Source organism: Nonomuraea sp. NPDC050153 (assembly GCF_044460125.1).
Taxonomy (GTDB): domain Bacteria; phylum Actinomycetota; class Actinomycetes; order Streptosporangiales; family Streptosporangiaceae; genus Nonomuraea.
This window is the reverse complement of sequence record NZ_JBITJQ010000004.1, coordinates 135517-159106: the sequence shown is the minus strand read 5'-3', so window position 1 is coordinate 159106 and position 23590 is coordinate 135517. Positions and strand designations below refer to the sequence as shown.

The following is a 23590-nucleotide window of genomic DNA, read 5'->3' as shown; positions in this document are numbered from 1 at the left end:
GGCTAGCGGTCCCAGCCTGGCCGCAGCGAGCGCTCGGCCAGTTCGATGGTCTCCGCCATCCGCTGCGTGATGTCCGCCAGGTCGCTGTCGCGGCGCGGGCACTCGAAGCCGACGCGCAGGGTGCACGAGGCGAACGCCACGATCAAGGGCGTGAGCATGTCCTCGTCGGGGTTCACGCCCCTGCGGGCGGCGATCACCTCGACGAGGTGGCGCTCGGTGGCCGCGCCCCTGGCCACCGACATGCCCACCAGCCTCGGGTGGTCCTCCATGAGCCGCCGCAGCTTCAGGAACCTCGCCCGGTCCTCGGGCGTTGAGCTCTCCAGATCACCCAGGACCGCGCGCATGGCGTGCATGAGCGAGGTGAAGGACGACTCGTCCGGCGGGCGGGACGCCAGCGTCCCGAGCATGATCTCCTCGCTGTGGTCGTGGAACCACAGCACCAGGTGATCCTTGCTGTTGAAGTAGCGGAAGAAGGTGCGCGGGGAGATCTCGACCGCCCCCGCGATCTGCTCCACGGTGGTCGACTCGTATCCTTGTTCGACAAAGAGATCGAGCGCGGCGTCCAGGATCGCCAGTCGCGTCTTCTCCTTCTTGCGCTCCCGCAGACCCACAGCAGTCACTCCCTCGAAACCTTTCTGTCACAGTGTGCCATAAGTCATAGGACGACGAATAAAACCCGTTTGTCATTTGTCATCGACTGCCATAGATTACCTGAGGCTTACGAGACCTATGCCCTTTATGGGGCTGTTCGTGTACTTTGGGGGACTTCATGGCTCACGCGAAGGCGGTGGACGCGCCGTCATCGCACGGCCCGGCGAAAACGGGGGCCGGCGGCAATCCTTGGCTCGTGCTGCTGGCGGTCAGCCTGGGCGTCATCATGGTCATGCTCGACGGCACGGTCGTCGGCATCGCCAACCCGTCCATCCAGGCTGACCTCAAGGCCTCGCTGTCCGACCTGCAGTGGGTGACCAGCGGTTACCTGCTGGCCCTGGCGGTGTTCCTGATCACCGCCGGCAAGCTCGGCGACCTGTTCGGGCACAAGCGGGTCTTCCTGATCGGCGTGGCGGGCTTCGCCGTCTCCTCGGTGGGCATCGGACTCAGCGCCCAGCTGGCCGACATCATTCCCGGCCTCTCCCCGGTGGGCGCGCTGATCGCCCTGCGGGTGCTGCAGGGCCTGTTCGGCGCGCTGCTCCAGCCGGCCGCCCTCGCTCTGCTGCGTGGAGCGTTCCCGGGTGAGCGGCTCAACCAGGCTATGGGCGCCTGGGGTGCGATCATCGGCCTGTCCAGCGCCGCCGGCCCGATCGTGGGCGGCCTGCTGGTCGAGAACGCGAGCTGGCAGACGGTCTTCTTCATCAACGCCCCCGTCGGCCTGGCCGCCCTCGTCCTCGGCACCATCCTGATCAAGGACAGCCGCGCGCAGACGATGGCGCGGATCGACTGGCTCGGCGTGCTGCTGCTGTCCGGCGCGATGTTCTCGCTCGTCTGGACGATCATCAAGGCCCCCGAATGGGGTTGGGGCGACAGCACGACGCTGACCTTCGCGGCGCTGTTCGTGGTGCTGATCGGCGCGTTCATCTTCTGGCAGAGCAGGGCGAGCCAGCCGCTGGTGCCGCTGTCGCTGTTCAAGAACGCCTCGATCTCCATCGGCACCGTGCTGATGATGATGGTCGCGTTCGCCATGTTCGGCGCGATGTTCTTCCTCGGCTTCTTCTTCCAGGGCGTGCACGGCCTGTCCCCGCTGGAGGCGGGCCTGCGCATGCTGCCGATGAGCGCCGGCATGATCGTCGCCTCGCCGCTGGCGGGCATGGCGATCGGCAGGCTCGGACCGAAGATCACGATGGCGACGGGTCTGGTGATCACCGCCTTCTCGATGTTCCTCATGTCCCAGCTCAGCATCGACGCGTCGTTCATCGAGAGCGGCATCCCGTTCCTGCTGCTGGCCTTCGGCATGTCGCCGGTGTTCGTGGGCGCCACGGAGATCATCGTGGGCAACGCCCCGGTCAACCTGACCGGCGTGGCGGGTGGCGTGCAGCAGTCGGCCATGCAGGTGGGCGGCGCGCTCGGCACCGCGATCCTGGGCGCCGTGATGGCCGGCGAGATCTCCGACAAGCTGCCCGGCTACCTCGGCCCGGCGGCCCAGGCCATCCCGCCCGCCCAGATGACGGGGCTGGAGAAGGCCGCCGCGTTCGGCGCCGTCCCGCCCGGCGTGCCGGAGCAGATCGGCAACGCCGTGCACAGCGCCTTCATGGACGGCATGCACGTGGCCTTCCTGGTCAGCACCGGCATCGCGCTGCTGACCGCCGTGCTGACGCTGTTCGTCAAGGCCGGCAGGAAGACCGAGGGCGCGCCCGTCCACATGGGCTGAGCCTGACCTCCGGGCCTGACCTCCGGGCCCGATCTCACGACACGGCCCCGCCACGCGGCGGGGGCCGTGTCGCTTTGTGGGGACCTGGCCGCGGTCGGGCATAAACTCTGTGGAGTGAGCACCACGAAGATCCTCCCAGAGCAGGAGACCACGCCGCGGACGTCGCACGGCGACGGCGATCACGAGCGGTTCGCGCACTACGCGGACAAGCACAAGATCACCGAGAGCATGGTCACGGGCACCCCGATCCGGGCCCTGTGCGGCAAGGTCTGGGTGCCCAGCCGAGACCCCAAGAAATACCCGGTCTGCCCGGAGTGCAAGGAGATCTACGAGGGCCTGCCCCCGGGTGGCGGCGACGGCGGCGACAAGAAGCAGTGAGTGTTGCTGACCGGTAATCTCCCCAGGTCAAGCTACGGTCGGTAGCCAGACCAGCTCAGATCGTAATGTGGGGGATTGCATGGTCCGGCGCGCGACCGCCGTCTCGTTGGCATGGCTGCTCGCGGTCGGGTTCACGCCGCCGCTCCGCACCGAGGCGGCGCAGGCGTCGCGCTGCGTGGGCTACACGCCCCGCAGGACGGGGCCGCGCTCGCCCAAGCCGGAAGACGTGGCCAAGGTCCTGATCGAGCTGGGCAAGCGCCTCGCCGGCGTCACGACGCCGACCCAGATCACCGTGCCGACGCGGGTGCACGTCATCACGCGCGGTGAGCGCAAGGTGACCGACCAGGACGTCAACGCCCAGATCGACGTGCTCAACTCCGCGTACGGCGGCACCTACGGAGGCGTGGGCACCGGCGTGCGCTTCCGCCTCGACGGCATCTCGGTCACCGACAACGCCCTGTGGTTCAACGACCCCGTCGGCAACGAGCGGGCCATGAAGGTGGCGCTGCACCAGGGCGGCGCCGACACGCTCAACCTCTACATCGCCCAGCTCAGCGAGCAGATGCTGGGCTTCGCCAGCTACCCGTACTGGTATCACGAGACGCCCAGGCTCGACGGCGTCGTGATCGACTGGCGCAGCCTGCCCGGCGGCGCGATGAGCAACTACAACCGCGGCTTCACCGGCGTGCACGAGATCGGGCACTGGCTCGGCCTCTTCCACACGTTCGAGAACGGCTGCGAGCTGCCCGGCGACGGCATCGGCGACACCCCGATGGAGGCCAGGCCGACCGAGGCCTGCCCGGCCGACAAGGACACCTGCGCGCAGCACCCCGGCGCGGACCCGGCGCACAACTTCATGGACTACGCGCACGACAAGTGCATGTCGGAGTTCACCACGGGGCAGGCGGAGCGCATGCACCAGATGTGGGCGGTGTACCGAAACACTCCTGCTGCCTAGATTTCCGGCAAATTACGATGTGTGGGTGACAGGACCGAAGGCACTCGACACTCCCTACGAATCCACCCGCATCCTCAGCCCCGAATACCGCACCGCGACGGTCGGCATCGTCCTGGTGATCACGTTGGTCGCCTTCGAAGGGATGTCGGTCGGCGTCGTCATGCCGGCGGTGGCCCGCGAACTGAACGCCCTCGACCTGTACGGGATCAGCTTCTCGGCCTTCCTCATCGCCAGCCTGTTCGCGAACGTGGTGGCGGGGCTCTGGTCGGACCGCCGGGGCTACCAGCTGCCGTTCCTGGTGGGGGTCGTGCTGTTCGTGGCCGGGATGGCGCTGGCCGGGGCGGCGCACTCGGCGGCGCTGTTCCTCGTGGCGCGGGCCGTGCAGGGGTTGGGCGCGGGCGCCTCGATCGTGGCGCTGCTCGTGATGATCGCGCGGGTCTATCCGGAGGGCCTGCGGCCCAAGGTCTTCGCGGCCGTCTCCGCGGCCTGGGTGGTGCCCGCCATGGTGGGGCCGGCCGTGGCCGGGTTCGTGGCCGTGCAGTGGGGCTGGCGGTACGTCTTCTACGGGATCATCCCGCTGGTCGTGCCCGCGCTGGTGATGCTCGTGCCCGCGCTGCGCATGCCGTCCTCGTCCCATGAGCCGTCGCAGGGGCCGCGCTCCAGGCCGGTCGCGATGACGCTGGCCGCCACCGCCACGGCGGGCGGGGCCGGGGCGCTGCTGCAGGGCGTGGACCTCCTGCACAGACAGCCCGTGACGGGGGCCGTGGAGACCGTCGCGGGCCTGGCGTTCCTGATCTACGGGCTGTACCGGCTGCTGCCTCCCGGCGCGCTGCGGTTCGCGCGCGGGCTGCCCACGACCGTGCTGATGCGCGGGATCTTCTCGGCCGCCTTCTTCGGCGTGAACTCCTTCATCCCGCTGGCGCTGCAGGAGGTGAAGTCCTTCGACCTCAAGCTCGCCGGGGTCGCGCTGACGACCGGGGCGCTGGGGTGGTCCGCGGGGTCGTTCCTGCAGAGCAGGCGGGCCGGAGAGGCGTACAAGCGGATCCGGCTGGGGGCCGGGTGCGTCACCGCCGCGATCCTGATCTGCATGCTCTGCGTCCTTCCCGGGGTGACCGGGTGGATCGCGGTTCCGGCGTGGATCGTGGCCGGTTTCGGGATGGGGTTCGGCATGACCACGGTCAGCGTCACCGCGCTGCGGCAGTCCCCGGTGAACGAGCAGGGGGCGAACTCCGCCGCCCTGTCCGTCACGGACATGCTCGGGTCCGCGCTGGCGATCGGGGTGGCGGGCGCGCTGGTCAACCTGATCGGGCACGCCCCGGCCGAGATCGCCACCGGGTTCGTCGTGATCTCGCTCCTCATGGCCGCCATCGCCCTCGGCGCCACGCTGCTCGCCGGACGCACCCGCTGAATTCCGCCCCTCCTGTCACACCGATCACAGTTCTCCTGCCCCCTGCCGCGTGGAGTGATAGGACAGCGGACAGGGAGGTGCTATGGAGGATGATCGCCGCGTCTGGCCGCCTCAACCCGGTCCCAGGCATCGCCGCACTCCTCCGCGGTACGCGTGGGGCCCGCCGTACGGGGAGGAGCCGCGGCGGGGGCGTACGGGCCCTCTTGAGGCCGTGCCCGACCCCGCCCAGGAGCCGGCACGGCGGGAGGCCCGCCCGCGCGGCCCGGATCCGATCCGCGGCGTGCCCGACCCCCTGGACCTCGACCCCGGCGATCCGGATCCCCTGGACCCCGAGCCCGGCCCGCCCGAACCCGGCAGGGCGTGGAACCCGCAGATCCGCAGGACCGCCGAGTACGGCCTGGACCGCGAGTTCGAGCCCTGGGACTCGCTCCCCCCGGCCGCGCGGCTCTACGGCTCCCCGGTGGACCCCGGGCGGCGCGCGGGCGTGTCCGGGCGGTCGCTGCGGCGGTGGGCGGTCGTGTCGGCAGCCCTCCTGACGGGCGTGGGCCTGGTGGCGGGGGCGACCGTCGTGGTGCTGCGGATCACGGCGCCGTCGGTGGAGAGCGGGCGGCTGAGCGACTCCCTGGCCAAGGTGTCGGTGACGCTGCCGCAGGGGTGGAGCCAGGGGGCGGTGGCGCCCGTGACCGGGTTCACCTCCGTGGTCAGGGACGGCGACGGCGGGCTCGTCATGGCCAGGCCGGTCCCGGGGGCCGTGGAGGACGCCAAGAAGGCCACGGCGGAGGCGGCGGAGCTCTACTCCAGGCTGCTGCTCAAAGGCGACCGGGTGACCGTGGTCGAGGACAAGGAGCTCCCCGGGGGCCACACCCGGGCGCTGCGGGCGGAATATCAGGATGTGGTCAACCGGCCGGCGTTCCTGAGAGTGACGCTGCTCACTCGCCAGGGCTCCGCGGTCATGCTCCTCGGACTGCTCCAACCCGAGGAAACCGCACGCAGACAAGCACTCGACGCGGTCATGACGGAAATCGGATAAGCCGCATAGCACGTGAGGAAGACCTTGGCCAGAATCCTCGGCTCCCGGCACGTCTTGTCGGTGGGCCCGATTACTATCGGGTCACTGTGAGAGAGCGAAGCACACGAACCCCAGAGGTGATGCGGTGAGCACCTTCGCCGCGTCCCATCTTTCGCCTTCCTATCCCGACCGAGCCGCATGGGGCACCGCCCCGAAGCTCCGTGCGTGGCAGCAGGAGGCGTTCGACCTCTACTTCAGGCGCGAGCCGCGCGACTTCCTCACCGTGGCGACCCCGGGCGCGGGCAAGACGACCTACGCCCTGCGCATCGCCAGCGAGCTGATCGCCAACGGCGTGATCAGGTCGATCACGATCGTCACGCCCACGGAGCACCTCAAGCGGCAGTGGGCCGACGCCGCCGCGCGGGTCGGCATCGGCATCGACCCCGAGTTCAAGAACAGCCAGGGCACGACCTCGCGCGACTACACCGGGGTCGCGGTGACGTACGCGCAGGTCGCCATGCACCCCGCGCTGCACCGGGCGCGCACGGAGGCGCGCAAGACGCTGGTGATCTTCGACGAGATCCACCACGCGGGCGACGCCAAGTCGTGGGGCGACGGCGTGAGCGAGGCGTTCGAGCCCGCCACGCGCCGCCTCCAGCTCACCGGCACGCCGTTCAGGTCCGACGACAACCCGATCCCGTTCGTCGACTACGAGGAGGACGCCGAGGGCCTCAAGCGCAGCGTCGCCAACTACTCCTACGGCTACGGCCCCGCGCTCGACGACGGCGTCGTGCGCCCGGTCATCTTCCTGGCCTACTCGGGCGAGATGAAGTGGCGCACGCGGGCCGGCGACGAGATCGCCGCGACGCTCGGCACGCCGCTCACCAAGGACCAGCTCTCGCAGGCGTGGCGGGCCGCGCTCGACCCCAAGGGCGACTGGATCCGCCAGGTCATGCAGGCGGCCGACCGGCGGCTCACGGAGGTGCGCAGGGGCGTGCCCGACGCGGGCGGCCTGGTCATCGCCACCGACCACGAGACCGCCCGGGCTTATGCCCGCCACCTGCGCAACATCACCGGCGAGGGCGCCACCGTGGTCCTCTCCGACGACCCCGGCGCGTCGAAGAAGATCAAGCAGTTCGCGGCCTCGCAGGACCGCTGGCTGGTGGCCGTGCGCATGGTGTCGGAGGGCGTCGACATCCCCCGCCTGTGCGTGGGCGTCTATGCCACCTCGACCTCGACCCCGCTCTTCTTCGCCCAGGCCGTGGGCCGCTTCGTGCGGGCCAGGAAGCGCGGCGAGATTGCCTCGGTCTTCCTCCCCTCGGTGCCCACGCTCATGGGGCTGGCCAACGAGATGGAGGTCGAGCGCGACCACGTGCTCAACAAGCGGCCTCCCGAGGACGGGCTCGACGACAGCCTCCTTGAGCAGGCCAACCGCCAGAAGGACAATCCCGACGTCCTGGGTGACGAGCTCCCGTTCGAGACGATGGAGACCTCGGCCACCTTCGACCGGGTGCTGTTCGACGGCGGCGAGTTCGGCACCGGGGCGGCGGTCGGCTCGGCGGAGGAGGAGGACTTCCTCGGCCTGCCCGGGTTGCTGGAGCCCGACCAGGTGGCGACGCTGCTGCGCAAGCGGCAGTCCGACCAGCAGGCGGCCAGGCGCAAGCAGGCGGAGGAGCAGCCGCGCGAGACGCTGGCGCCGCACGAGCAGATCGCCGAGCTGCGGCGCGAGCTCAACGGCCTGGTGGGCGCGTGGAACCATCGCACGGGCCAGCCGCACGGGGTCATCCACTCGGAGCTGCGCCGTTCGTGCGGCGGGCCCCCGATCGCGCAGGCGACGGCGGAGCAGATCCAGGAGCGGATCGACACCATCCGCCGCTGGGCCACCCAGCGCCGCTAGCCGAACCATCGGGAACGTGGTTGGCGGGCGGGCCGGCCGGCGACGCGCCGGTGGGGTGGTCAGCCGAGCTTTCTGACGAGGATGCGGCACAGCTCGGGCCGGAGTTCGAGCCCGCCGTTGGGGTGGTAGACGACGTCGGTGGTGGCCACCTCGCCATGCGGCCATTCGGCGTAGCCGCGGCGCACGTACAACCTCAGCGCGTCGGGGTTGTCCAGGCCCACGCCGAGGGCGACCTGGTCGTGGCCGTCGGCCAGGAGCCGCTCCTCGGCGGCCCAGAGCAGCGCGGTGCCGATGCCCTGGTTGCGCATCCAGGGCACGACCTCCAGGTGCGTGAGCAGCGCCACTCCCGGTAAGTGCGCACGCAGCTCCGGCTCCTCCGCCGGCCCCAGCCACATGTAGACGTCGCCGACCGCGACCCCGTTCTCCCAAGCGACGAGCAGGACCCCGTGACCGGAGTCCTGCCTGGCGAGCCGGTCGGCGAAGTAGGCCTCCTGCCCGAGCGAGCCGGCCATGGCAGGGAGGTCCGTATGGACAGCCTGGCGGATGTCACGTGGCCCCACGGACGACAGATTCCCGGTTCGCCCTCTTATGAATCAAATGAGGTCCACTGGCGCAATTGTTCTGCACCTGGTCTGACCAGCCATTTCATGGCATCCGCCACGCTGGGCCCGAGTTGCGGGATCTTGGCGAAGTGGTCGGCCCACTGCTCGCGGTCCGCGGCCCACGCCTCGAGGTAGGCCACGCAGAACTGCGGCGTGATGCGGTTGAGCCGGCCCAGCGCGGCCAGCAGGGACTCCTCCATGGCCCGGCGGTTGGTGGTCGCGCCCGGCGGGAGCTCTCTCACGCGGCGCAGCACGTCCTTGACGAAGTCACCGCGCCTGTCGAGGAACCCCACCCAGTACGCCGGGTCGACGGCGCCCTGCCAGCCCGTGCCCTCGCCCCCGTCGAGCAGCCAGTAGACGCCCTCGGCCAGCACGTCGCCGAGCTCCTGGTCCCGCGCGCGGATGGGGCGGTCGAAAGGGTCGTACGGGCGCTGCTTCACCATCCCCGTGACCGCGAGCGGGCGCACCGATTTCTCGCCCAGCAGGTAGAACCAGTCCTCGTTGTAAATGTTCGGGAAGAACGAGGGGGCGCGGATCGTCTCGACGGCCAGCGCGCCGCCGCCCACGAACGACTCCTGGTGCCCCCCGGTCAGCCGGTGGGCGTGGCACACCACCGAGTTGTCCGGGTAGCCGCCGATGTGCATGCCCACGGCGTCGTAGGAGTCGAGCAGGGCGGCCGCGTGCGCGACCTCCTCGTGCCCGCCGACCTCGATGTCGTCGTCCAGGAAGACGATGCGCCGCCAGCCCATCAGGCGGGCCAGGAGCAGGCCCGTGTTGCGCTTGGCGCTGAGGTCGGTCGCGCGGGCGAACGGCGTGCCCTTCAGCAGGGCCGTCGTCGCGAAGTCCGGCAGGTTGAGCCGGGCCGCGTCCTCGATGTCGACGGAGACGAACGGCAGGCCGGCCGGCATCAGCTGGCCGGCCAGGCCCGGTTTGCTCCACTTGCTGTGGAGGGTCACGAGGGGGCAGCCCAGGGCGACCGCCAGCCGGATCGCGTGGTTCAGCCAGCGCGGGTGCCTGATGGTCGGCACGACGATGGCGTCGACGCGCCCGGACTCCGCGACCTTCGGGTAGACCTCGATCAGATCCCTGTGGGAGCCGTGATGATGCTCCGATCCGGTCTCAGTCGCCATCCGAGGGCTCCGACCACTCATGCAGCCGGAACGTGTCCAGGGTCCAATCAGGCGTGACGACCACGCGGTCCCTGATCCTCACCCGCGTGAGAATGCTGTACGCCGCGGCGGTGCCGAAACGTGCCCGCAGATAGAGGGCGTTGCGGTCGCGGAATCGCTCGTCGGTCAGGGCCCGCACCGCACCGTAGACGCCTCTGCCGTACATCCCATTGCAAATGGTCAACGTGCGCTCGACATTGTCGGGATTGACGCCGCGGTAGAAGAACCCGACGTCCTCAAGGAGTTGCAGATTATCGCCGGACCCGGTGGTGACGGTGTAGTGCCTGCGCGTGTCGCCCCCCTCATCGACCTCGAAATACGGACCCCTTTCCCCCTCCCAGTCGGGCACCTGCCGCACGGGGAGTTCGGCCTGCGCGAGCACGGCCCCGGTCAGCGCGTTGTAGTCGACGCCGCCCAGGAGCACGACGTGTGTCGTCAGGTCGTCGGAACGCAGTTCTTCGGTGGCGACCAGCTTCACCGGGCTGCGGGGATTCGCGGCCCGGAGATGACCCCACAATTCGAAGAGGGAGTCGAGGTCCGAGTACTTGTACAGCTGTATGTAGTCGGGGCTCGACGGGTCCGCGTACGGGATCCTGGCCCGGTCCTTCTCGGGCACCTGCGAGCAGATGACGGTGATCGGCTCCCCGTCGCGGAAGTGCCAGGGGCCCGCCTGGAACGCGTCCCGCGCCGCCGCCGCCGGCTCGGCGCCCTCGCCCGACGCCTGCGACCTCAGCGCGGTCTGGCGCAGCCGCTTCAGCTCGGCGAGCAGATGACCGTGCTCTTCCTGCTCGCCCGGTGTCAGGTCGGACACGGGGAGCACGCGGGCAGCCCCGTTGGAGATCGACCGCTTGGTCGCGAAGAACGCGGCGTACTTCTCCAGCCGGTGTAAGGGCGGGATCTTGCTCGCATGAGCCGACTCCCATGACGAGATCAGCGCGACGCTGACCTGGAACGCGTCACGCAACTGCGCCTGGGTGACGCGCAGGTCAGGCCAGTGGCTCTCACGCAGCTCGCGCAATCGGCGCGCCAGCGCGGAATTGACGCCGCTCATGCCAGCCCCATTGGTGGTGAACTTCAGTAATCTCTAGTGAACATCAACCTGGCGGCGGAATCGATGAAGAATCCGCAGCTAAGGCCTAACAGAACAGCCAACCTGCGCCAATCAGTGAGCACAAGAGCCACCAGTCTAACCATTCAGCTGTCACCGCTGCGTACGAATAGGGCGGTTCAGTCAGGGTAAACCTCTAATTAGAGAAGGTTCACTGAAGTTAGCTGAATATGGGTGGAGGTGGTTCATGACGAGGGACCGTTGAGCCACACCCGGCAGGAGCGGCATCCCCCACGCAGAAAGACAACGGACACCCCCGCGACGAGCCCAATCATCGGCGGAGGTGCCCGCAGGCGAGGTTTCTGTCAGAGCGCGTCTCCGCACCAGGGAAAACCTTCATGACCACACTAGCCCTCCACCTCTCGGTGGCAATGCTCACACCAATGCCCACATCAACCGATACCAGGGCCCTGACCCTCTTCCTCCTGACGACCTTGATCACACTGGCAGCGGCGGCCATCCGCTGGATGGTGAAGCGGACGAGCGTCGTCATGGTGATCAGCGGCACGGGAGTCCTGGTGATCATCCTGTCCGTGCTGCTCGCCGCCTATGTGATCACCTTCGGGGCAGCCTGAGGGAGCCGTCGCGCGCGGCGCTCCGCCCCCCGGCGCTGCGCGCGGGCCGGTCGTCAGTGACGATGGGTGACTCTGTGCGTTTGGCCACAGATCGGTGCCCATCTGTTAGAAACTCGACGGAAGAGGCAACAACCACTCTTGGCTTGTCTCGGGATACGCAGAAGGACTTTGCCCATGTCGTCTGAGGTCACCAGAAAGCCGACGCTGAGCGTGACTTCCGGCCTCTCTCGAAACGCCATCATCGTCAAGCTCGAGGGCGAGCTCGACGTCAACGCCCTGCAGGTGCTGCGCGAGCACCTCGAACCCGTCTGGGCCCTTCCCCCCAAGCCCTTCCTGATCCTGGACCTGGGCGAGCTCTCGTTCTGCGACTCCATGGGGATGAACGAGCTCGTCGGCGTCATGCAGCGGTGCGAGTCGAGAGGGACCCGGCTGCTGCTCGGAGGGGTCCAGGGTGTCGTGGCCAGGGTGTTGTCGATCACCGGGCTGCGGCACGCGTTCGAGGTCTTCGCGCGGCTCGACGACGCGCTGAGGCTCGCCGTGGCCAAGCCCTGAGGCGCGGCCCCGGCCGCTACGTCTGGGGGATGCGTCGCCCGGTGCGGCCGTCGGTGAGGACGTATTCCGGATTTTCCCGCATGGGAAGTCTCAGCGCCGCCTTGCCGCTCTTGACGTGCACGGGCAGCGTGAACACGCGCTGATGGCGCCCCGGGAGCACTGGCATGCGGCTGCCGACGTTGGGGCCCTCGTACAGCCATAGGCGCAGCTTGCGCCCCTCGGCCCGGACCACGACCTCGGCCGCGCCGCACTCTCGCGGCTCCGCCGCCCAGGTCAGCACGATCTCGTGGCCCACCTTCGCCGAGTGGGGGACCGGGACGCGCTCCCGGCAGGAGGACGTGACGTTCGCCTCGATAGCCGGAGTGGCGGGCACGGGCCGCTCCTCGGCGCCCATCGCGATCGTGCCGCCCTCCAGCAGGGCCAGCGTGACGATCGCGGCCATCCGCTCGCCGGTGCTGCCCCGGATGAGCAGCCACAGGCAGAGGGGACCGAGGACGAGCCAGGCCACACCCAGGGAGATGGCCAGCATGTATCTACCTCCCGCGAAAAGGAGTTTGTGACTCTCCGTATTACTACGGCTCCGGAGGGGGTTCGTCCTCTTGAATATCACATGAACTCAGTGTTGCCTACCGCATACACCTCGTGATCGGTCAGCCCATGACAGGGGCACCCCGGAGGGTGGCGCCCGCGTCCTTCAGCTCCGCCAGCGCCACCTCCGTGGTCGTCGGGGCCACGCCGGCCGTCAGGTTCAGCAGCACCCGCACCGCCAGCCCGTGCTTGACCGCGTCCAGCGCCGTGGCGCGCACGCAGTGGTCCGTGGCGATGCCCACCACGTCCACCTCGTGGACCCCGCGCTCCCTGAGCCACTCGGCGAGCGGGACGCCGTCGCCCGACAGGCCCTCGAACCCGCTGTACGCGGCCGCGTAGGCGCCCTTGCTGAACACCTCCTCCACCGCCGACACGTCGAACGACGGGTGGAAGTCCGCCCCCGGGGTCCCGGCCACGCAGTGCGCCGGCCACGTGGAGACGTAATTGGGCGATTCGGCGAAGTGGTCGCCGGGCGAGACGTGGTAGTCGCGGGTCGCCACCACGTGGTCATAGCCGTGCTCGGCCACGTGGCGGGTGATCGCCCCCGCCACCTCCGAGCCGCCGGCCACGGGCAGGCTGCCGCCCTCGCAGAAGTCGTTCTGCACATCGACGATGATCAGTGCGGTCCCCATATTCAGCACTCTAATGACAGGGCCCGCGTACCGGCTCGCCCGCCCCGGCCCGACGGGCGCGTCAGGCGAACTCCGTGGGGATGGCCGCGTACCCCCTGCCGAGGTGCAGGGCCTCCTGGGGGAGGCCGGCGACGGCGGCGGCGTGGCGCTCGCGGGCGGCGGACAGGGGCTCCCTGCCCACGACCTGCCCGTCGCGCACCAGTTCGTGCAGCAGGACGATGCCGTCCTCGGGGGCCAGGCCGCCGGTGGTGATCAGCTCGGTCTCCACGATGCCCGCGCCGTCCAGGAGCCGGTACGCCTGCTTGCGGCCCCCGCGCGACGGCTTGCCTACCGAGCGCTTGGCCACGGCCTCCAGCTTGCCCGTGGCCGTCTCCCTGGCCACCAGCTTGTAGACCAGGGCCGCCGTGGGCACGCCGGACCCGGTCACCAGGGACGTGCCGACGCCGTAGCCGTCGACGGGGGCGGCGGCCAGCGCGGCGATGGCGTACTCGTCCAGGTCGGAGGTGACCAGGATGCGGGTCTCGAAGGCCCCGAGCGCGTCGAGCTGCTCGCGCACCTCCTGCGCGGCGGCGGCCAGGTCGCCGGAGTCGATGCGGACCGCGCCCAGCTCCGGCCCCGCCAGCTCCACGGCCGTGCGCACCGCCTCGGTCACGTCGTACGTGTCCACCAGCAGCGTCGTCTTGCGGCCCAGCGAGGCGATCTGGGCCTCGAACGCCGCCTTCTCCGAGTCGTGCAGCAACGTGAACGCGTGCGCCGCCGTGCCGGCCGTGGGCACGCCGTAGACGTGCCCGGCCATGAGGTTGGAGGTGGAGGCGAAACCCGCGATGTACGCGGCCCGCGCGGCGGCCACGGCGGAGCTCTCGTGGGTGCGGCGCGAGCCCATCTCGATGAGCGGCCGCTTGCCCGCGGCGTTGGTCATGCGGGAGGCGGCTGAGGCGATGGCGCAGTCGTGGTTCAGAATCGACAGCGTGAGGGTCTCCAGCAGCACGGCCTCCGCGAAGGTCCCCTCCACGATCATGATCGGGGAGGCGGGGAAGTAGAGGTCGCCCTCGCGGTAGCCGTAGATGTTCCCGGAAAACCGGTAATCGGCGAGAAACGCCAGAGTGTCCTCGTCGACGACATGCTTCTCCCGCAAATAGGTGAGTTCTTCCTCACCAAAACGGAAGCGTTCCAGCTCGTCCAGGACACGCCCTGTCCCGGCGACAACCCCGTAGCGCCTGCCACCCGGCAGATGTCTGGCGAACACCTCGAAAACGGCGCGCCTGTGCGCCGCTCCGCTCCGTAGCGCCGCCTGCAGCATCGTCAGCTCATAGTGATCTGTGAGCAACGCAGTGCTCATGGTCATTGTCACGACTCGAAGACTACGGCCCAGATAGGGCAGACTCGGGGATGTGGGTAGCACCGCTCCAATCGCCGTTGAGCGTCCGTCATCGGACGTCAGACCCGATCTGCCATGGGTGACCATCGTCTGGAACGACCCGGTCAACCTCATGTCCTACGTGACCTATGTCTTCCAAACGGTCTTCGGCTACACGAAGGAGAAGGCCGAGAAACTCATGCTGGACGTACACCAGAAGGGCAAGGCCGTCGTGTCCAGTGGCACGCGGGAAGAGATGGAACGCGATGTGCAGATTCTCCACTCCTACGGCCTGTGGGCGACGCTCCAGTCGGACTCGGTCAAGTGAGGCACATGAGGTCAGTGAGGCGGCGCGGGTGACATCGGGGTTCTCGCCGGGCAAGGCCGGCGGCGTCGTCGCGGAGTTCGAGGCCGCGGAGGTCTCGCTCCTGCGCTCGCTCGTGTCGATGATGCTGGGCATCGTGGAGCCGGGGCGGACCAGCGACGACCCGCTGGAGCGGGCGCTGGGCATCGGCGGGGGAGAGGCGCCGTCCGACCCGGTGCTGGCCAGGCTGTTCCCGTCGGCGTACGAGGACGCGAAGGACTCGATGGAGTTCCGCCGCTACACCGAGGCCACGCTGCGTGACGGCAAGCGGGCCGACGCGCAGACCGTGTTCGACACCGCCAGGTCGGGCCGCGCCGAGCTCACGCCCGAGCAGGCCCAGGCCTGGCTGCGCTCGCTCAACGACGTGCGCCTGACGCTCGGCACCAAGCTCGACGTGACCGAGGAGGTCCACGACGAGATCGCCGTGATGTCCGAGGACGACCCCCGCTACCCCGCCTACCTCACCTACGACTGGCTGACCTACCTCCAGGACAGCCTGGTCCGGGCCCTCTGGTAGCTTCCGGGCATGCTGTCGATCTCGCAGGAACTGGTGGACAAGATCGTCGCCCATGCCCGTGCCGACCACCCCGACGAGGCGTGCGGGGTGATCGCGGGCAAGAACGATGTCCCCGAGCGGTTCGTCCCCATGGAGAACGCCGAACGCTCGCCCACCTTCTACCGCTTCGACTCGATGGAGCAGCTGCGCGTCTGGCGTGAGATGGACGACCGCGACGAGGAGCCCGTCGTGATCTACCACTCCCACACGGCCACCGAGGCGTACCCGTCACGCACCGACGTGTCCTACGCCTCCGAGCCGAACGCCCACTACGTCCTGGTCTCCACGCGGGACGAGGCCGAGGTGGAGTTCCGCTCCTACCGCATCCTCGACGGAGTGATAACCGAGGAAGAGGTAAGGTTTCTCCCATGATGGTCAGGCCGGTGCAGAGCTTCCTCTTCGCGCACACTCCGGCTGTCGTCGTTTACGACTGTCAGTAGCCCGGAATCCGCATTCAGCCGTCGGCGTTGCTGCCGATGGGACGACGACCTGATCTGAGGAGACTGAGCGCGATGGCCATCGAGGTTCGCATTCCGACCATCCTGCGTAACTACACCGGCGGCGCCAAGGCCGTCGACGCCGAGGGCGCCACCCTCGAAGAGCTGATCAGCAATCTTGAGTCGCGCCACCCGGGCATCAAGGAGCGCCTGGTCGACGCGGGCAGCCTGCGCCGCTTCGTCAACGTCTACCTGAACGACGAGGACGTGCGTTTCCTGGGCGGTCTGGGCACGCCGCTGTCCGACGGCGACACGGTCACCGTGCTGCCTGCCGTCGCCGGCGGGTGACATGCGGTTCGACTCGCTGATCGACTCGGTCGGCCGCACGCCGCTCGTGGGGCTGCCGCGGTTGTCGCCCTCCGCCGACGTGCGGATCTGGGCCAAGCTCGAAGACCGCAACCCGACCGGGTCGATCAAGGACAGGCCCGCCCTGTGGATGATCCAGGAGGCCGAGAAGGACGGCCGGCTCACTCCCGGCTGCACGATCCTTGAGCCCACCAGCGGTAACACGGGCATCTCGCTCGCCATGTCGGCCAAGCTCAAGGGCTACAAGCTGATCTGCGTGATGCCCGAGAACACCTCCGAGGAGCGCCGCCAGCTCCTGCGCATGTGGGGCGCGGAGATCATCTCCTCGCCCGCGGCGGGCGGCTCCAACGAGGCCGTACGCGTGGCCAAGGAGCTGGCGGCCCAGAATCCCTCCTGGGTCATGCTCTACCAGTACGGAAACCCGGCCAACTGGCGCTCGCACTACGAGAGCACCGGCCCGGAGATCCTGGAGGACCTGCCCACCGTGACCCACTTCGTGGCCGGGCTCGGCACGACGGGCACGCTGATGGGCGTCGGGCGGTTCCTGCGCGAGCGGGTGCCGGGCGTGCAGATCGTCGCCGCCGAGCCCCGCTACGGCGAGCTGGTCTACGGGCTGCGCAACGTGGACGAGGGCTTCATCCCCGAGCTCTACGACGAGTCCGTGCTGACCACCCGCTTCTCCGTGGGCTCGGCCGACGCGCTGCGGCGCACGCGCGAGCTGCTGGCCTCCGAGGGCATCTTCGCCGGGGTCTCGACGGGCGCGGCGCTGCACGCGGCGCTGGGCGTGGCCAAGAAGGCGGTCCAGGCGGGCGAGCGCGCCGACGTCGTGTTCGTGGTGGCCGACGGCGGCTGGAAATACCTGTCCACGGGCGCCTACGAGGGCACCCTGGAGGAGGCGGAAGAGCGCCTCGACGGCCAGCTCTGGGCCTGAGAACAGCATCGAAAGAGGCGGCCGGTCCACGACCGGCCGCCTCTTTCACTTGGGCGCTCAGTTGAACAGGAGCCGCAGCGAGAACGTCGCCTCGCTGTCGGTCTGCGTGCCGCTCATCCCGACGGCCCGCAGCACCTGCAGGTTGGCCTTCTCGTCGCCCTGCATGGACTTGAGGTAGAGGTTCTCCACCTTGTCCAGGTCCACGAAGACCGCGTAGTTGGCGTCGCCCGCGTTGGGGATCGCCGTCTGGAACGTCTCCGAGTCGCCGAGCGTGCCCTCACCGGCCAGCTGCTTGGCGTACTCGTCGCTCGTCGCCACGGTGAAGACGCCGTCGCCGGAGACCTTGGCGATCTGCGGCGCGCCCTGGCCCTGGGAGGTCAGCGCCTGCTGGACCTTGTCGACGATGGCCTGCGCCTTGGCCGGGTCGGTGACGATGCGCACGCCGCCCTTGATCTGGTCGCCGTCCAGGCCCTGGCTGTCCACGGCGAGCGTGAAGTTCTTGCCGAGGATCGTGGCCAGGTCGCCGGGCAGCTGCAGCCCGAGCTGGCTCTGGGCCTGCTCCAGCATCTGCTTGACCTCGGTGCCGCCGGTCGCCGCGGCCTGCTTCTGGATCTGGTCCCACTGCTTGGTGACCATCTGGTCGAGGCCGGAGATCGACAGGGCGGCCGCCGTGGTGGCCGGCAGCGTGCCCAGGTTGGCCTTGGGCAGGTCACCCTCGGGGGTCATGCCCTTGGCGCCGCGCACGACGCCGGCGAGCTCGACGTACGCGCTGTCGAAGCGCAGCGCGCCGGCGAACCTGGCGTCCTTGATCTGCTCGACGGCCGCGGCCTGCTCGGCCGGGATCTCCTTCTTGGCCAGCTCCATGAGCCCGCCCATGTCGGCCCAGAACGACAGCACGCCCTGCTCGCCGACCGCGCCCATGTCGTCGGTGAACTCGGCGTTGTCCGCGAGGCTGCCCTCGGACTTCGCGAACTTGTCGGCCAGCTGCTGGGTCGAGCTCAGCAGCGCGTAGTCGTCGCGGAAGGCGAGGCCGTACTTCTCGCCCTTCATCAGCTTGGCGATGCCGGCCTTGGCCTGCGCCTCGTCCTTGATCTGGACGGCCACCGCGAAGTCGGGCTCGTCCTTGCCCGAGGGGACGGCGGCGAAGCCGACCCTGCTGCCCAGCCAGGGGTCGACGTCCTTGGCGAAGTCGACCTTGGAGTCGGAGTCGGCGTTGATCGTGTCGAACAGCGCCTTGCGCGGGTCCTCGCCGGTGAAGGAGTCCTTGGTGACCGTGAACTTCCTGGCGATCTGGAACAGCGCCAGCTTCTGGTTCGCGGCCGGGTCCAGGTCGAGCCGGGCGTAGGCGATCGAGTTGGCGGGCAGGACCTCGTTCGGCTGCGTGCCGCCGCCGCCGATGGCTCCCACGGCCCACACGGCGCCGCCGCCGAGCAGGATCACCGCGAGCGCGGCGGCCGCGGCGATGATCCAGGTCTTGCGGCCCTTCTTGGCCGGTTGCGACGGGCCGAACCCCTCGGGCCCCTGCTGCTGCCAGCCGCCCTGGGCGTACTGGTCGTTCTGCCAACCTTGCTGTTCCTGCTGCCAGCCGCTCTGGGGCTGCTGGCCCTGCTGTTGCCAGCCCTGGCCCTGCTGCTCCTGCTGCCAGCCCTGCTGCGGTTGCTGCTGCTGCCAGCCGCCCTGGGCCTGCTGCTGGCCGCCCTGCTGCCAGCTCTGCTGCTGGCCGTACGAGCTCTGCTGGCCGTAGCCGGCGTCATAGGTGGGCTGCTGCTGCCCGTACCCCTGCTGCGGGTCGTACGGCTGCTGCTGCCCGTAGGACGCCTGCTGCCCGTACGCCCCCTGCTGGTAGGGCTGCTGCGGCGGGTACGGCTGTCCCGATGTCAGAGGCGTCGTCGGAGGGTTCTCCGGCTGCTGCCCCTGGTTCCAGTTGTACGCCGTGGTCCGGTCAGGATCCTGGCCATAGGGGGGATTATTCGCAGACATCACTCAACTCACAATGTGGACTTTGGACCACAGAGAAGTTAGCTGATGTTGCTAGACGGGCGCTTGCAATGTGCTGAAGTGAGATTCAGACCCTGGTGAGCTCCTTTCTGAGCGCGTTGATGTGGACCTCGCCGCTTCCGTAGTCGACGACGCACGCCCACGGCACGAATGTGCAGCCCACATAGACCAGACGCGACAGCGTCCGGGTGAGCCAGGGCGGGCGGTCCTGGTTCTCCCGGGTGAGGCCGAGCAGCAGCGGCGCGCGGCGGCTGGAGACGATCAGCCCGTAGACGGTGTGGCTCTTCTGGAGTTCGCCCTTGTGCTTGACCACGCGGATGTCCACCACGTGGCCGACCCATATCCCGTCGGAGTCCCAAACGGACTGGCCGATGAGTTCGGTGACACTTGCCATGATCGAACTTTCTCAACCGAATCACGTTTTCGCAGGTAGGCACGCTGATAGGGGGATGCCATAGACTATGCGAGCGCTAGAACATAATTCCGGAGTTGAGGCGGGCGCGGATGACCAAGTTCGACGAGGCGACCCAGGCGATCAGGATCGACGAGGGCACCTACGACGTGTGCCTCGACTCCGGATACGCGATCGGCGGCCCCCTCAACGGCGGCTACCTGATGGCCGTGATCCTGCGCGCGGCGGTGGACGCCTCGCCGTTCGAGCATCCGGTGAGCACGACGGCGCAGTTCCTGAAGGCGCCGGTGGCCGGGCCCGCGCAGGTCAGGATCGAGCCGCTCAAGGCGGGCAGGACGGCCGCGTTCGCCAGGGCCACGCTCGTGCAGGACGACATGGCGCACATCGAGGGGCTGATCACGACGGCCACGTTGCACGAGGTCGAGCCGATTTATGCCGAAAAATCGGCGTTCGACATGCCCGGCATCGAGGACTGCGCCAAACTCCCCGCCCCCAGGCCCGAATCGGGCATGAACCTCAACGCCCAGATGGAGCTGCTCTTCGACCCGCCCACGATCGGCTGGCTGAAGGGCGAGCCCACCGGCCGGCCGGAGTCGCGGGCGTACTTCCGGATGGCCGAGCCCCAGGACCCGGACCCGTACGTGCTGGCGCTGGCCGTGGACGCGCTGCCGCCGGTGGTCTTCTCGGCGGGCGCGCGGGGCTGGGCGCCGACCGTGGACCTCACCTGGCACCTGCGGGCGCTGCCCGCGCCCGGCTGGCTCACGCTGCTCGGCGGCGGCCGGCTGATCTCGGACGGCTGGTTCGACGAGGAGGTCGAGGTACGCGACTCCACGGGCCGCCTGGTCGCCCAATCGCGCCAACTCGCCCGGGTCGGACGCGGCTGACCGGCCCGGATGTGACCAACGCAACACCCATCGCACGCCCATGTGTCCTACCTGTGAGGATTCTTACGCAGAGTTGATCACGCAGGTCGCCTACCCTCTAGAGCGTGCCGGACGCGAGTATTGGGATCTTCGACAGCGGAGTCGGCGGCCTGACGGTCGCGCGCGCGATCATCGACCAGTTGCCTGATGAGTCCATTACCTACGTGGCCGACACGGCCCGCCAGCCGTACGGGCCGAAACGCATCGCGGAGGTCCGCGCCTACGCCCTGGAGGTGATGGACCACCTCGTCGAGCACGGCGTCAAGATGCTCGTGATCGCCTGCAACAGCGCCAGCGCCGCGGTGCTGCGCGACGCCCGCGAGCGCTACGACGTGCCGGTCGTCGAGGTGATCCAGCCCGCCACCCGGCGCGCGGTGCGGGCCACCCGTACGGGCAGGGTCGGCGTGATCGCCACGAAGGCCACCATCGAGTCCATGGCCTATCACGACGCCTTCACCGCGGCGCCCGACGTCCAGCTCACCGGCGTGGCCGCCCCACGCCTGGTGGAGTACGTCGAGCGCGGGGAGACGATGAGCGACGAGCTCATCGAGGTCCTGGGCGAGTACCTGGAGCCCATCAGGGCCGCCGGGTGCGACACCCTCATCCTCGGCTGCACCCACTACCCGCTGCTCACCGGCGCCATCTCCTATGTCGTCGGCGACGGTGTCACGCTGGTCTCCAGCGCCGAGGAGACGGCCAAGGACGTCTACCGGATCCTGCACGACCGCGATCTGGCGGCGGGAGGCGAGGCCACCCCCCGGCACCGCTTCCGCGCCACCGGCGACTCCCTGCTCTTCGCCCGGCTCGGGCGGCGCTTCCTGGGCCCGGAGATCGACGTGGTCGAAGTCGCACCAGTGGGGGGTACTACCTTTAACGGCCACTCGGCCGCGTCCGGACCGAGGAGCGACGGGAGCCTGGCGCCCAGAGCGACGAGGAACGACACCGGGTCGGAGCGGCCGAGTAGCGACGCGGAGCGTCGCATCGGGAAGGAGCCCACATGAAGGTGACCATCGTCGGGTACTCGGGCAGCTTCCCCGGGCCCGACAGCCCCGCGTCCTGCTACCTCCTGGAGGCGGACGGGTTCAAGATGCTGCTCGACCTCGGCAACGGGTCGCTCGGCGCGCTCCAACGCCACATCAGCCTGTACGACGTGGACGCGATCTGCCTGTCGCACCTGCACGCCGACCACTGTCTCGACCTCTGCTCCTACCACGTGGTCCGCACGTACGGGCCCGGCGCGCCGTACCCCACCCTGCCCGTCTACGCGCCCGCCGACGCGCCCGTCCGGCTGTCGGCCGCCTACGGGATGCCGGACGAACCGGGCCTGGAGACCGCGTTCGACTTCGTGCCGCTGGCGCCCGACTCGTTCGAGATCGGGCCGTTCACGCTGACCGCGGGGCTGGTCAACCACCCGGTCGAGGCGTACGGCTTCCGCGTGACCGGCGGCGGCCGGTGCGTGGCCTACTCCGGCGACACCGGGGAGTCGAGCGAGCTGGTGAAGCTGGCCACGGGCGCCGATCTGCTGCTGTGCGAGGCGTCGTTCGTGGAGGGTCCCGACCTGCCGCCCGACCTGCACCTGACCGGCCGCCAGGCCGCCCGGCACGCGGCCGAGGCCGGCGTCGGCCGGCTCGTGCTCACCCACCTCGTCCCGTGGAACGACCAGGGCACGGTGCTGGAGGAGGCGATGGGAGGCGGTTTCGGCGGACCGATCGAGCTGGCCCGCAGCGGGGCGGTCTACGACCTGGCCTGAACCTTGGTGAAGTCGCGCATGCGGGGCAACGGGGAGAACAGCAGCGGCAGGAAGGCCAGGAGCCGGCCCGTCATGATCACCCACAGGGCTTCCCGCACGCCGATCTGCTGGGCTAAGAGCCCGCCGAGCAGCGCGCCCAGCGGCATGATCCCCCAGGTGACGAACCTCGCCGACGCGTTGACCCGGCCGAGCAGGTGCTCGGGGGTCACGGTCTGCCGGTAGGTGATCTGGCCCACGTTCATCAATGTCGCGCTCCAAGTGAGCCCGATCGAAGTGATCGCGAAGCACGCCACCCGCCAGTCGGCCTGCGTCATCGGCAGCAGCAGGCCGAAGGGCGCGCCCACGGTGACGGCCAGCCAGGTCATCCTGGCGGTGCCGAACCGCCTGGACAGCCAGGAGCCGGTCAGTCCGCCGATCAGGCCGCCGATGCCGCCCGACATGAGCAGCAGGCCGACGGCGCTGGGGGGCAGCTCGACCACCTTGGACAGGAACAGCACCGACAGGCCGAGCACGGCGCTGGTGCACAGGTTGGTGGCCGCCGTCGCGGACACGAACATGCGCAGCAGCCGGTCGCGCCACACGTACGCCAGGCCCTCGCCGATGCCGCGCAGCAGCGGGGTGCGCTCGGTGAGGGCGGGCAGCTTGTCGGGGGCCTTGACCGTGCTCAGGAACAGCACCGAGGCGAGCGCGCCGAGCGCCGTGGCGAACAGCGTGCGCGGCGCCCCCAGCAGTTGCACCAGCGCGCCCCCCACGCCCGGCCCGGCCAGGAACGCGCCCGACCGCACGACCTCCAGCTTGGAGTTGCCGTCGCTGAGCTGCGCGGTGCCGACCAGCTCCGGCAGGTACGTCTGGTCCGCCACGTCGTTGAAGACCTGGGCCGCCCCGGCCAGCAGCGCGACGGCGAACATCATGCCGATCGACAGCAGCCCCACCTCCGCCGCCAGCGGGATGCTGGCGAGCAGCAGGAGCCTGGCCAGGTCGGACACCAGCATCACGCGCCGCCTGCGCATCCGGTCGACCCACACCCCCGCGGGCAGGCCGATCAGCAGGAACGCCGTCGTCTGCAGTGCCGACAGAACCCCGACCTCGACCGGACCCGCGTGCAGCGCGAGCACGGCCACCAGCGGGAGCGCAACACGGGAGATATTCGCCCCGAGTTCACTGGCGACATGCGAACCGAGGAACCGGAGGAAGTCAGGGTTACGCAACACCCCCGTTGTCATTGCGTAAGGATCCATGTGTCGGACACATTTGG

26 protein-coding genes are annotated in these 23590 nt (G+C 69.3%); 16 read left to right on the top strand and 10 right to left on the bottom strand.

Going from position 1 to position 23590, the window contains the following annotated elements; translation table 11 throughout:
• Nucleotides 1-2: 2 nt before the first annotated feature.
• Nucleotides 3-620: a TetR family transcriptional regulator gene (locus ACIBQ1_RS12845; RefSeq protein ID WP_397277008.1), complete on the bottom strand. Its 618-nt coding sequence runs from the start codon at nucleotides 618-620 to the stop codon at nucleotides 3-5.
• Between the two features lie 149 nt (nucleotides 621-769).
• Here ACIBQ1_RS12845 and ACIBQ1_RS12840 point away from each other — a divergent pair, with 149 nt between their 5' ends.
• From ACIBQ1_RS12840 to ACIBQ1_RS12815, 6 genes are all read left to right on the top strand, one after another.
• Nucleotides 770-2365, top strand: coding sequence for a DHA2 family efflux MFS transporter permease subunit (locus ACIBQ1_RS12840; protein WP_397277006.1), 1596 nt, complete (start codon nucleotides 770-772; stop codon nucleotides 2363-2365).
• A 114-nt stretch (nucleotides 2366-2479) separates the two neighbouring features.
• The gene (locus ACIBQ1_RS12835; RefSeq protein ID WP_397277004.1) at nucleotides 2480-2743 is read left to right on the top strand and encodes a DUF3039 domain-containing protein; all 264 of its coding nucleotides are present in this window, start codon (nucleotides 2480-2482) and stop codon (nucleotides 2741-2743) included.
• A 79-nt stretch (nucleotides 2744-2822) separates the two neighbouring features.
• Nucleotides 2823-3701 carry a zinc metalloprotease gene (locus ACIBQ1_RS12830; protein ID WP_397277002.1) on the top strand — a complete coding sequence of 293 codons (879 nt, stop codon included), beginning with the start codon at nucleotides 2823-2825 and terminating at the stop codon, nucleotides 3699-3701.
• A 25-nt stretch (nucleotides 3702-3726) separates the two neighbouring features.
• Nucleotides 3727-5109: an MFS transporter gene (locus tag ACIBQ1_RS12825; protein WP_397277000.1), complete on the top strand. Its 1383-nt coding sequence runs from the start codon at nucleotides 3727-3729 to the stop codon at nucleotides 5107-5109.
• Nucleotides 5110-5191: 82 nt separating this feature from the next.
• Nucleotides 5192-6139 carry a hypothetical protein gene (locus tag ACIBQ1_RS12820; protein WP_397276999.1) on the top strand — a complete coding sequence of 316 codons (948 nt, stop codon included), beginning with the start codon at nucleotides 5192-5194 and terminating at the stop codon, nucleotides 6137-6139.
• Between the two features lie 124 nt (nucleotides 6140-6263).
• Nucleotides 6264-8015, top strand: coding sequence for a DEAD/DEAH box helicase (locus ACIBQ1_RS12815; RefSeq protein ID WP_397276998.1), 1752 nt, complete (start codon nucleotides 6264-6266; stop codon nucleotides 8013-8015).
• Between the two features lie 59 nt (nucleotides 8016-8074).
• Here ACIBQ1_RS12815 and ACIBQ1_RS12810 read toward each other — a convergent pair whose 3' ends face one another.
• The 3 genes from ACIBQ1_RS12810 to ACIBQ1_RS12800 all read right to left on the bottom strand — a co-directional run bounded on the left by ACIBQ1_RS12810 (nucleotide 8075) and on the right by ACIBQ1_RS12800 (nucleotide 10837).
• Complete coding sequence (locus tag ACIBQ1_RS12810; protein ID WP_397276997.1) at nucleotides 8075-8527, bottom strand: GNAT family N-acetyltransferase; 453 nt, start codon at nucleotides 8525-8527, stop codon at nucleotides 8075-8077.
• A 74-nt stretch (nucleotides 8528-8601) separates the two neighbouring features.
• On the bottom strand, nucleotides 8602-9747 hold the full coding sequence (locus ACIBQ1_RS12805) for a hypothetical protein (RefSeq protein ID WP_397276996.1): 1146 nt from the start codon (nucleotides 9745-9747) through the stop codon (nucleotides 8602-8604).
• Nucleotides 9737-10837: a helix-turn-helix domain-containing protein gene (locus ACIBQ1_RS12800; protein ID WP_397276995.1), complete on the bottom strand. Its 1101-nt coding sequence runs from the start codon at nucleotides 10835-10837 to the stop codon at nucleotides 9737-9739. The genes ACIBQ1_RS12805 and ACIBQ1_RS12800 overlap by 11 nt, the downstream gene beginning before the upstream one ends.
• A gap of 395 nt (nucleotides 10838-11232) precedes the next feature.
• Between ACIBQ1_RS12800 and ACIBQ1_RS12795 the strand changes: the two genes are divergently transcribed.
• The gene (locus tag ACIBQ1_RS12795) at nucleotides 11233-11469 is read left to right on the top strand and encodes a hypothetical protein (protein WP_397276994.1); all 237 of its coding nucleotides are present in this window, start codon (nucleotides 11233-11235) and stop codon (nucleotides 11467-11469) included.
• 174 nt (nucleotides 11470-11643) lie between these two features.
• Complete coding sequence (locus tag ACIBQ1_RS12790) at nucleotides 11644-12021, top strand: STAS domain-containing protein (RefSeq protein WP_397276992.1); 378 nt, start codon at nucleotides 11644-11646, stop codon at nucleotides 12019-12021.
• A gap of 16 nt (nucleotides 12022-12037) precedes the next feature.
• On the opposite strand, the gene ACIBQ1_RS12785 is transcribed toward ACIBQ1_RS12790, so the two are convergent.
• From ACIBQ1_RS12785 to ACIBQ1_RS12775, 3 genes are all read right to left on the bottom strand, one after another.
• Nucleotides 12038-12550 carry a hypothetical protein gene (locus tag ACIBQ1_RS12785; RefSeq protein ID WP_397276990.1) on the bottom strand — a complete coding sequence of 171 codons (513 nt, stop codon included), beginning with the start codon at nucleotides 12548-12550 and terminating at the stop codon, nucleotides 12038-12040.
• 121 nt (nucleotides 12551-12671) lie between these two features.
• A complete protein-coding gene (locus tag ACIBQ1_RS12780) occupies nucleotides 12672-13241 on the bottom strand; it encodes a nicotinamidase (RefSeq protein ID WP_397276988.1) in 570 nt (189 codons plus the stop codon).
• 61 nt (nucleotides 13242-13302) lie between these two features.
• A complete protein-coding gene (locus ACIBQ1_RS12775; protein WP_397276986.1) occupies nucleotides 13303-14586 on the bottom strand; it encodes a nicotinate phosphoribosyltransferase in 1284 nt (427 codons plus the stop codon).
• 46 nt (nucleotides 14587-14632) lie between these two features.
• Here ACIBQ1_RS12775 and clpS point away from each other — a divergent pair, with 46 nt between their 5' ends.
• The 5 genes from clpS to ACIBQ1_RS12750 all read left to right on the top strand — a co-directional run bounded on the left by clpS (nucleotide 14633) and on the right by ACIBQ1_RS12750 (nucleotide 17252).
• Nucleotides 14633-14926 carry an ATP-dependent Clp protease adapter ClpS gene (gene clpS, locus ACIBQ1_RS12770; protein ID WP_397276984.1) on the top strand — a complete coding sequence of 98 codons (294 nt, stop codon included), beginning with the start codon at nucleotides 14633-14635 and terminating at the stop codon, nucleotides 14924-14926.
• A gap of 28 nt (nucleotides 14927-14954) precedes the next feature.
• Nucleotides 14955-15479 carry a DUF2017 domain-containing protein gene (locus tag ACIBQ1_RS12765; RefSeq protein ID WP_397276982.1) on the top strand — a complete coding sequence of 175 codons (525 nt, stop codon included), beginning with the start codon at nucleotides 14955-14957 and terminating at the stop codon, nucleotides 15477-15479.
• Between the two features lie 9 nt (nucleotides 15480-15488).
• Complete coding sequence (locus ACIBQ1_RS12760; RefSeq protein WP_397276980.1) at nucleotides 15489-15890, top strand: Mov34/MPN/PAD-1 family protein; 402 nt, start codon at nucleotides 15489-15491, stop codon at nucleotides 15888-15890.
• 140 nt (nucleotides 15891-16030) lie between these two features.
• On the top strand, nucleotides 16031-16303 hold the full coding sequence (locus ACIBQ1_RS12755) for a MoaD/ThiS family protein (RefSeq protein WP_185071430.1): 273 nt from the start codon (nucleotides 16031-16033) through the stop codon (nucleotides 16301-16303).
• Between the two features lies 1 nt (nucleotide 16304).
• Nucleotides 16305-17252: a PLP-dependent cysteine synthase family protein gene (locus ACIBQ1_RS12750; protein WP_397276979.1), complete on the top strand. Its 948-nt coding sequence runs from the start codon at nucleotides 16305-16307 to the stop codon at nucleotides 17250-17252.
• Nucleotides 17253-17309: 57 nt separating this feature from the next.
• Here ACIBQ1_RS12750 and ACIBQ1_RS12745 read toward each other — a convergent pair whose 3' ends face one another.
• Together ACIBQ1_RS12745 and ACIBQ1_RS12740 are read right to left on the bottom strand one after the other, a co-directional pair.
• Nucleotides 17310-19232, bottom strand: coding sequence for a hypothetical protein (locus ACIBQ1_RS12745; RefSeq protein WP_397277663.1), 1923 nt, complete (start codon nucleotides 19230-19232; stop codon nucleotides 17310-17312).
• An 85-nt stretch (nucleotides 19233-19317) separates the two neighbouring features.
• On the bottom strand, nucleotides 19318-19644 hold the full coding sequence (locus tag ACIBQ1_RS12740; RefSeq protein WP_397276977.1) for a hypothetical protein: 327 nt from the start codon (nucleotides 19642-19644) through the stop codon (nucleotides 19318-19320).
• 110 nt (nucleotides 19645-19754) lie between these two features.
• On the opposite strand from ACIBQ1_RS12740, the gene ACIBQ1_RS12735 reads away from it, so the two are divergent.
• The 3 genes from ACIBQ1_RS12735 to ACIBQ1_RS12725 all read left to right on the top strand — a co-directional run bounded on the left by ACIBQ1_RS12735 (nucleotide 19755) and on the right by ACIBQ1_RS12725 (nucleotide 22335).
• A complete protein-coding gene (locus tag ACIBQ1_RS12735; protein WP_397276975.1) occupies nucleotides 19755-20546 on the top strand; it encodes a thioesterase family protein in 792 nt (263 codons plus the stop codon).
• A 104-nt stretch (nucleotides 20547-20650) separates the two neighbouring features.
• Nucleotides 20651-21586, top strand: coding sequence for a glutamate racemase (gene murI, locus ACIBQ1_RS12730; RefSeq protein WP_397276974.1), 936 nt, complete (start codon nucleotides 20651-20653; stop codon nucleotides 21584-21586).
• Entirely contained in the window at nucleotides 21583-22335 is a 753-nt protein-coding gene (locus tag ACIBQ1_RS12725) for an MBL fold metallo-hydrolase (protein WP_397276973.1), read from the top strand. Before murI ends, ACIBQ1_RS12725 begins: the two co-directional genes overlap by 4 nt.
• On the opposite strand, the gene ACIBQ1_RS12720 is transcribed toward ACIBQ1_RS12725, so the two are convergent.
• Nucleotides 22320-23558, bottom strand: a complete 1239-nt coding sequence (locus ACIBQ1_RS12720; RefSeq protein ID WP_397276971.1) for an MFS transporter — start codon at nucleotides 23556-23558, stop codon at nucleotides 22320-22322. The genes ACIBQ1_RS12725 and ACIBQ1_RS12720 overlap by 16 nt on opposite strands.
• Nucleotides 23559-23590: the final 32 nt, after the last annotated feature.

Excerpts from the sequence above, each read along its gene's own strand:
- ACIBQ1_RS12840 (WP_397277006.1), top strand. The coding sequence starts at position 770 with ATGGCTCACGCGAAGGCGGTGGACGCGCCGTCATCGCACGGCCCGGCG.
- ACIBQ1_RS12830 (WP_397277002.1), top strand. The coding sequence starts at position 2,823 with ATGGTCCGGCGCGCGACCGCCGTCTCGTTGGCATGGCTGCTCGCGGTC.
- ACIBQ1_RS12820 (WP_397276999.1), top strand. The coding sequence starts at position 5,192 with ATGGAGGATGATCGCCGCGTCTGGCCGCCTCAACCCGGTCCCAGGCAT.
- ACIBQ1_RS12810 (WP_397276997.1), bottom strand. The coding sequence starts at position 8,527 with ATGGCCGGCTCGCTCGGGCAGGAGGCCTACTTCGCCGACCGGCTCGCC.
- ACIBQ1_RS12805 (WP_397276996.1), bottom strand. The coding sequence starts at position 9,747 with ATGGCGACTGAGACCGGATCGGAGCATCATCACGGCTCCCACAGGGAT.
- ACIBQ1_RS12800 (WP_397276995.1), bottom strand. The coding sequence starts at position 10,837 with ATGAGCGGCGTCAATTCCGCGCTGGCGCGCCGATTGCGCGAGCTGCGT.
- ACIBQ1_RS12795 (WP_397276994.1), top strand. The coding sequence starts at position 11,233 with ATGACCACACTAGCCCTCCACCTCTCGGTGGCAATGCTCACACCAATG.
- ACIBQ1_RS12790 (WP_397276992.1), top strand. The coding sequence starts at position 11,644 with ATGTCGTCTGAGGTCACCAGAAAGCCGACGCTGAGCGTGACTTCCGGC.
- ACIBQ1_RS12785 (WP_397276990.1), bottom strand. The coding sequence starts at position 12,550 with ATGCTGGCCATCTCCCTGGGTGTGGCCTGGCTCGTCCTCGGTCCCCTC.
- ACIBQ1_RS12780 (WP_397276988.1), bottom strand. The coding sequence starts at position 13,241 with ATGGGGACCGCACTGATCATCGTCGATGTGCAGAACGACTTCTGCGAG.
- ACIBQ1_RS12775 (WP_397276986.1), bottom strand. The coding sequence starts at position 14,586 with ATGACCATGAGCACTGCGTTGCTCACAGATCACTATGAGCTGACGATG.
- ACIBQ1_RS12760 (WP_397276980.1), top strand. The coding sequence starts at position 15,489 with ATGCTGTCGATCTCGCAGGAACTGGTGGACAAGATCGTCGCCCATGCC.
- ACIBQ1_RS12755 (WP_185071430.1), top strand. The coding sequence starts at position 16,031 with ATGGCCATCGAGGTTCGCATTCCGACCATCCTGCGTAACTACACCGGC.
- ACIBQ1_RS12750 (WP_397276979.1), top strand. The coding sequence starts at position 16,305 with ATGCGGTTCGACTCGCTGATCGACTCGGTCGGCCGCACGCCGCTCGTG.
- ACIBQ1_RS12745 (WP_397277663.1), bottom strand. The coding sequence starts at position 19,232 with ATGTCTGCGAATAATCCCCCCTATGGCCAGGATCCTGACCGGACCACG.
- ACIBQ1_RS12740 (WP_397276977.1), bottom strand. The coding sequence starts at position 19,644 with ATGGCAAGTGTCACCGAACTCATCGGCCAGTCCGTTTGGGACTCCGAC.
- ACIBQ1_RS12735 (WP_397276975.1), top strand. The coding sequence starts at position 19,755 with ATGACCAAGTTCGACGAGGCGACCCAGGCGATCAGGATCGACGAGGGC.
- ACIBQ1_RS12725 (WP_397276973.1), top strand. The coding sequence starts at position 21,583 with ATGAAGGTGACCATCGTCGGGTACTCGGGCAGCTTCCCCGGGCCCGAC.
- ACIBQ1_RS12720 (WP_397276971.1), bottom strand. The coding sequence starts at position 23,558 with ATGACAACGGGGGTGTTGCGTAACCCTGACTTCCTCCGGTTCCTCGGT.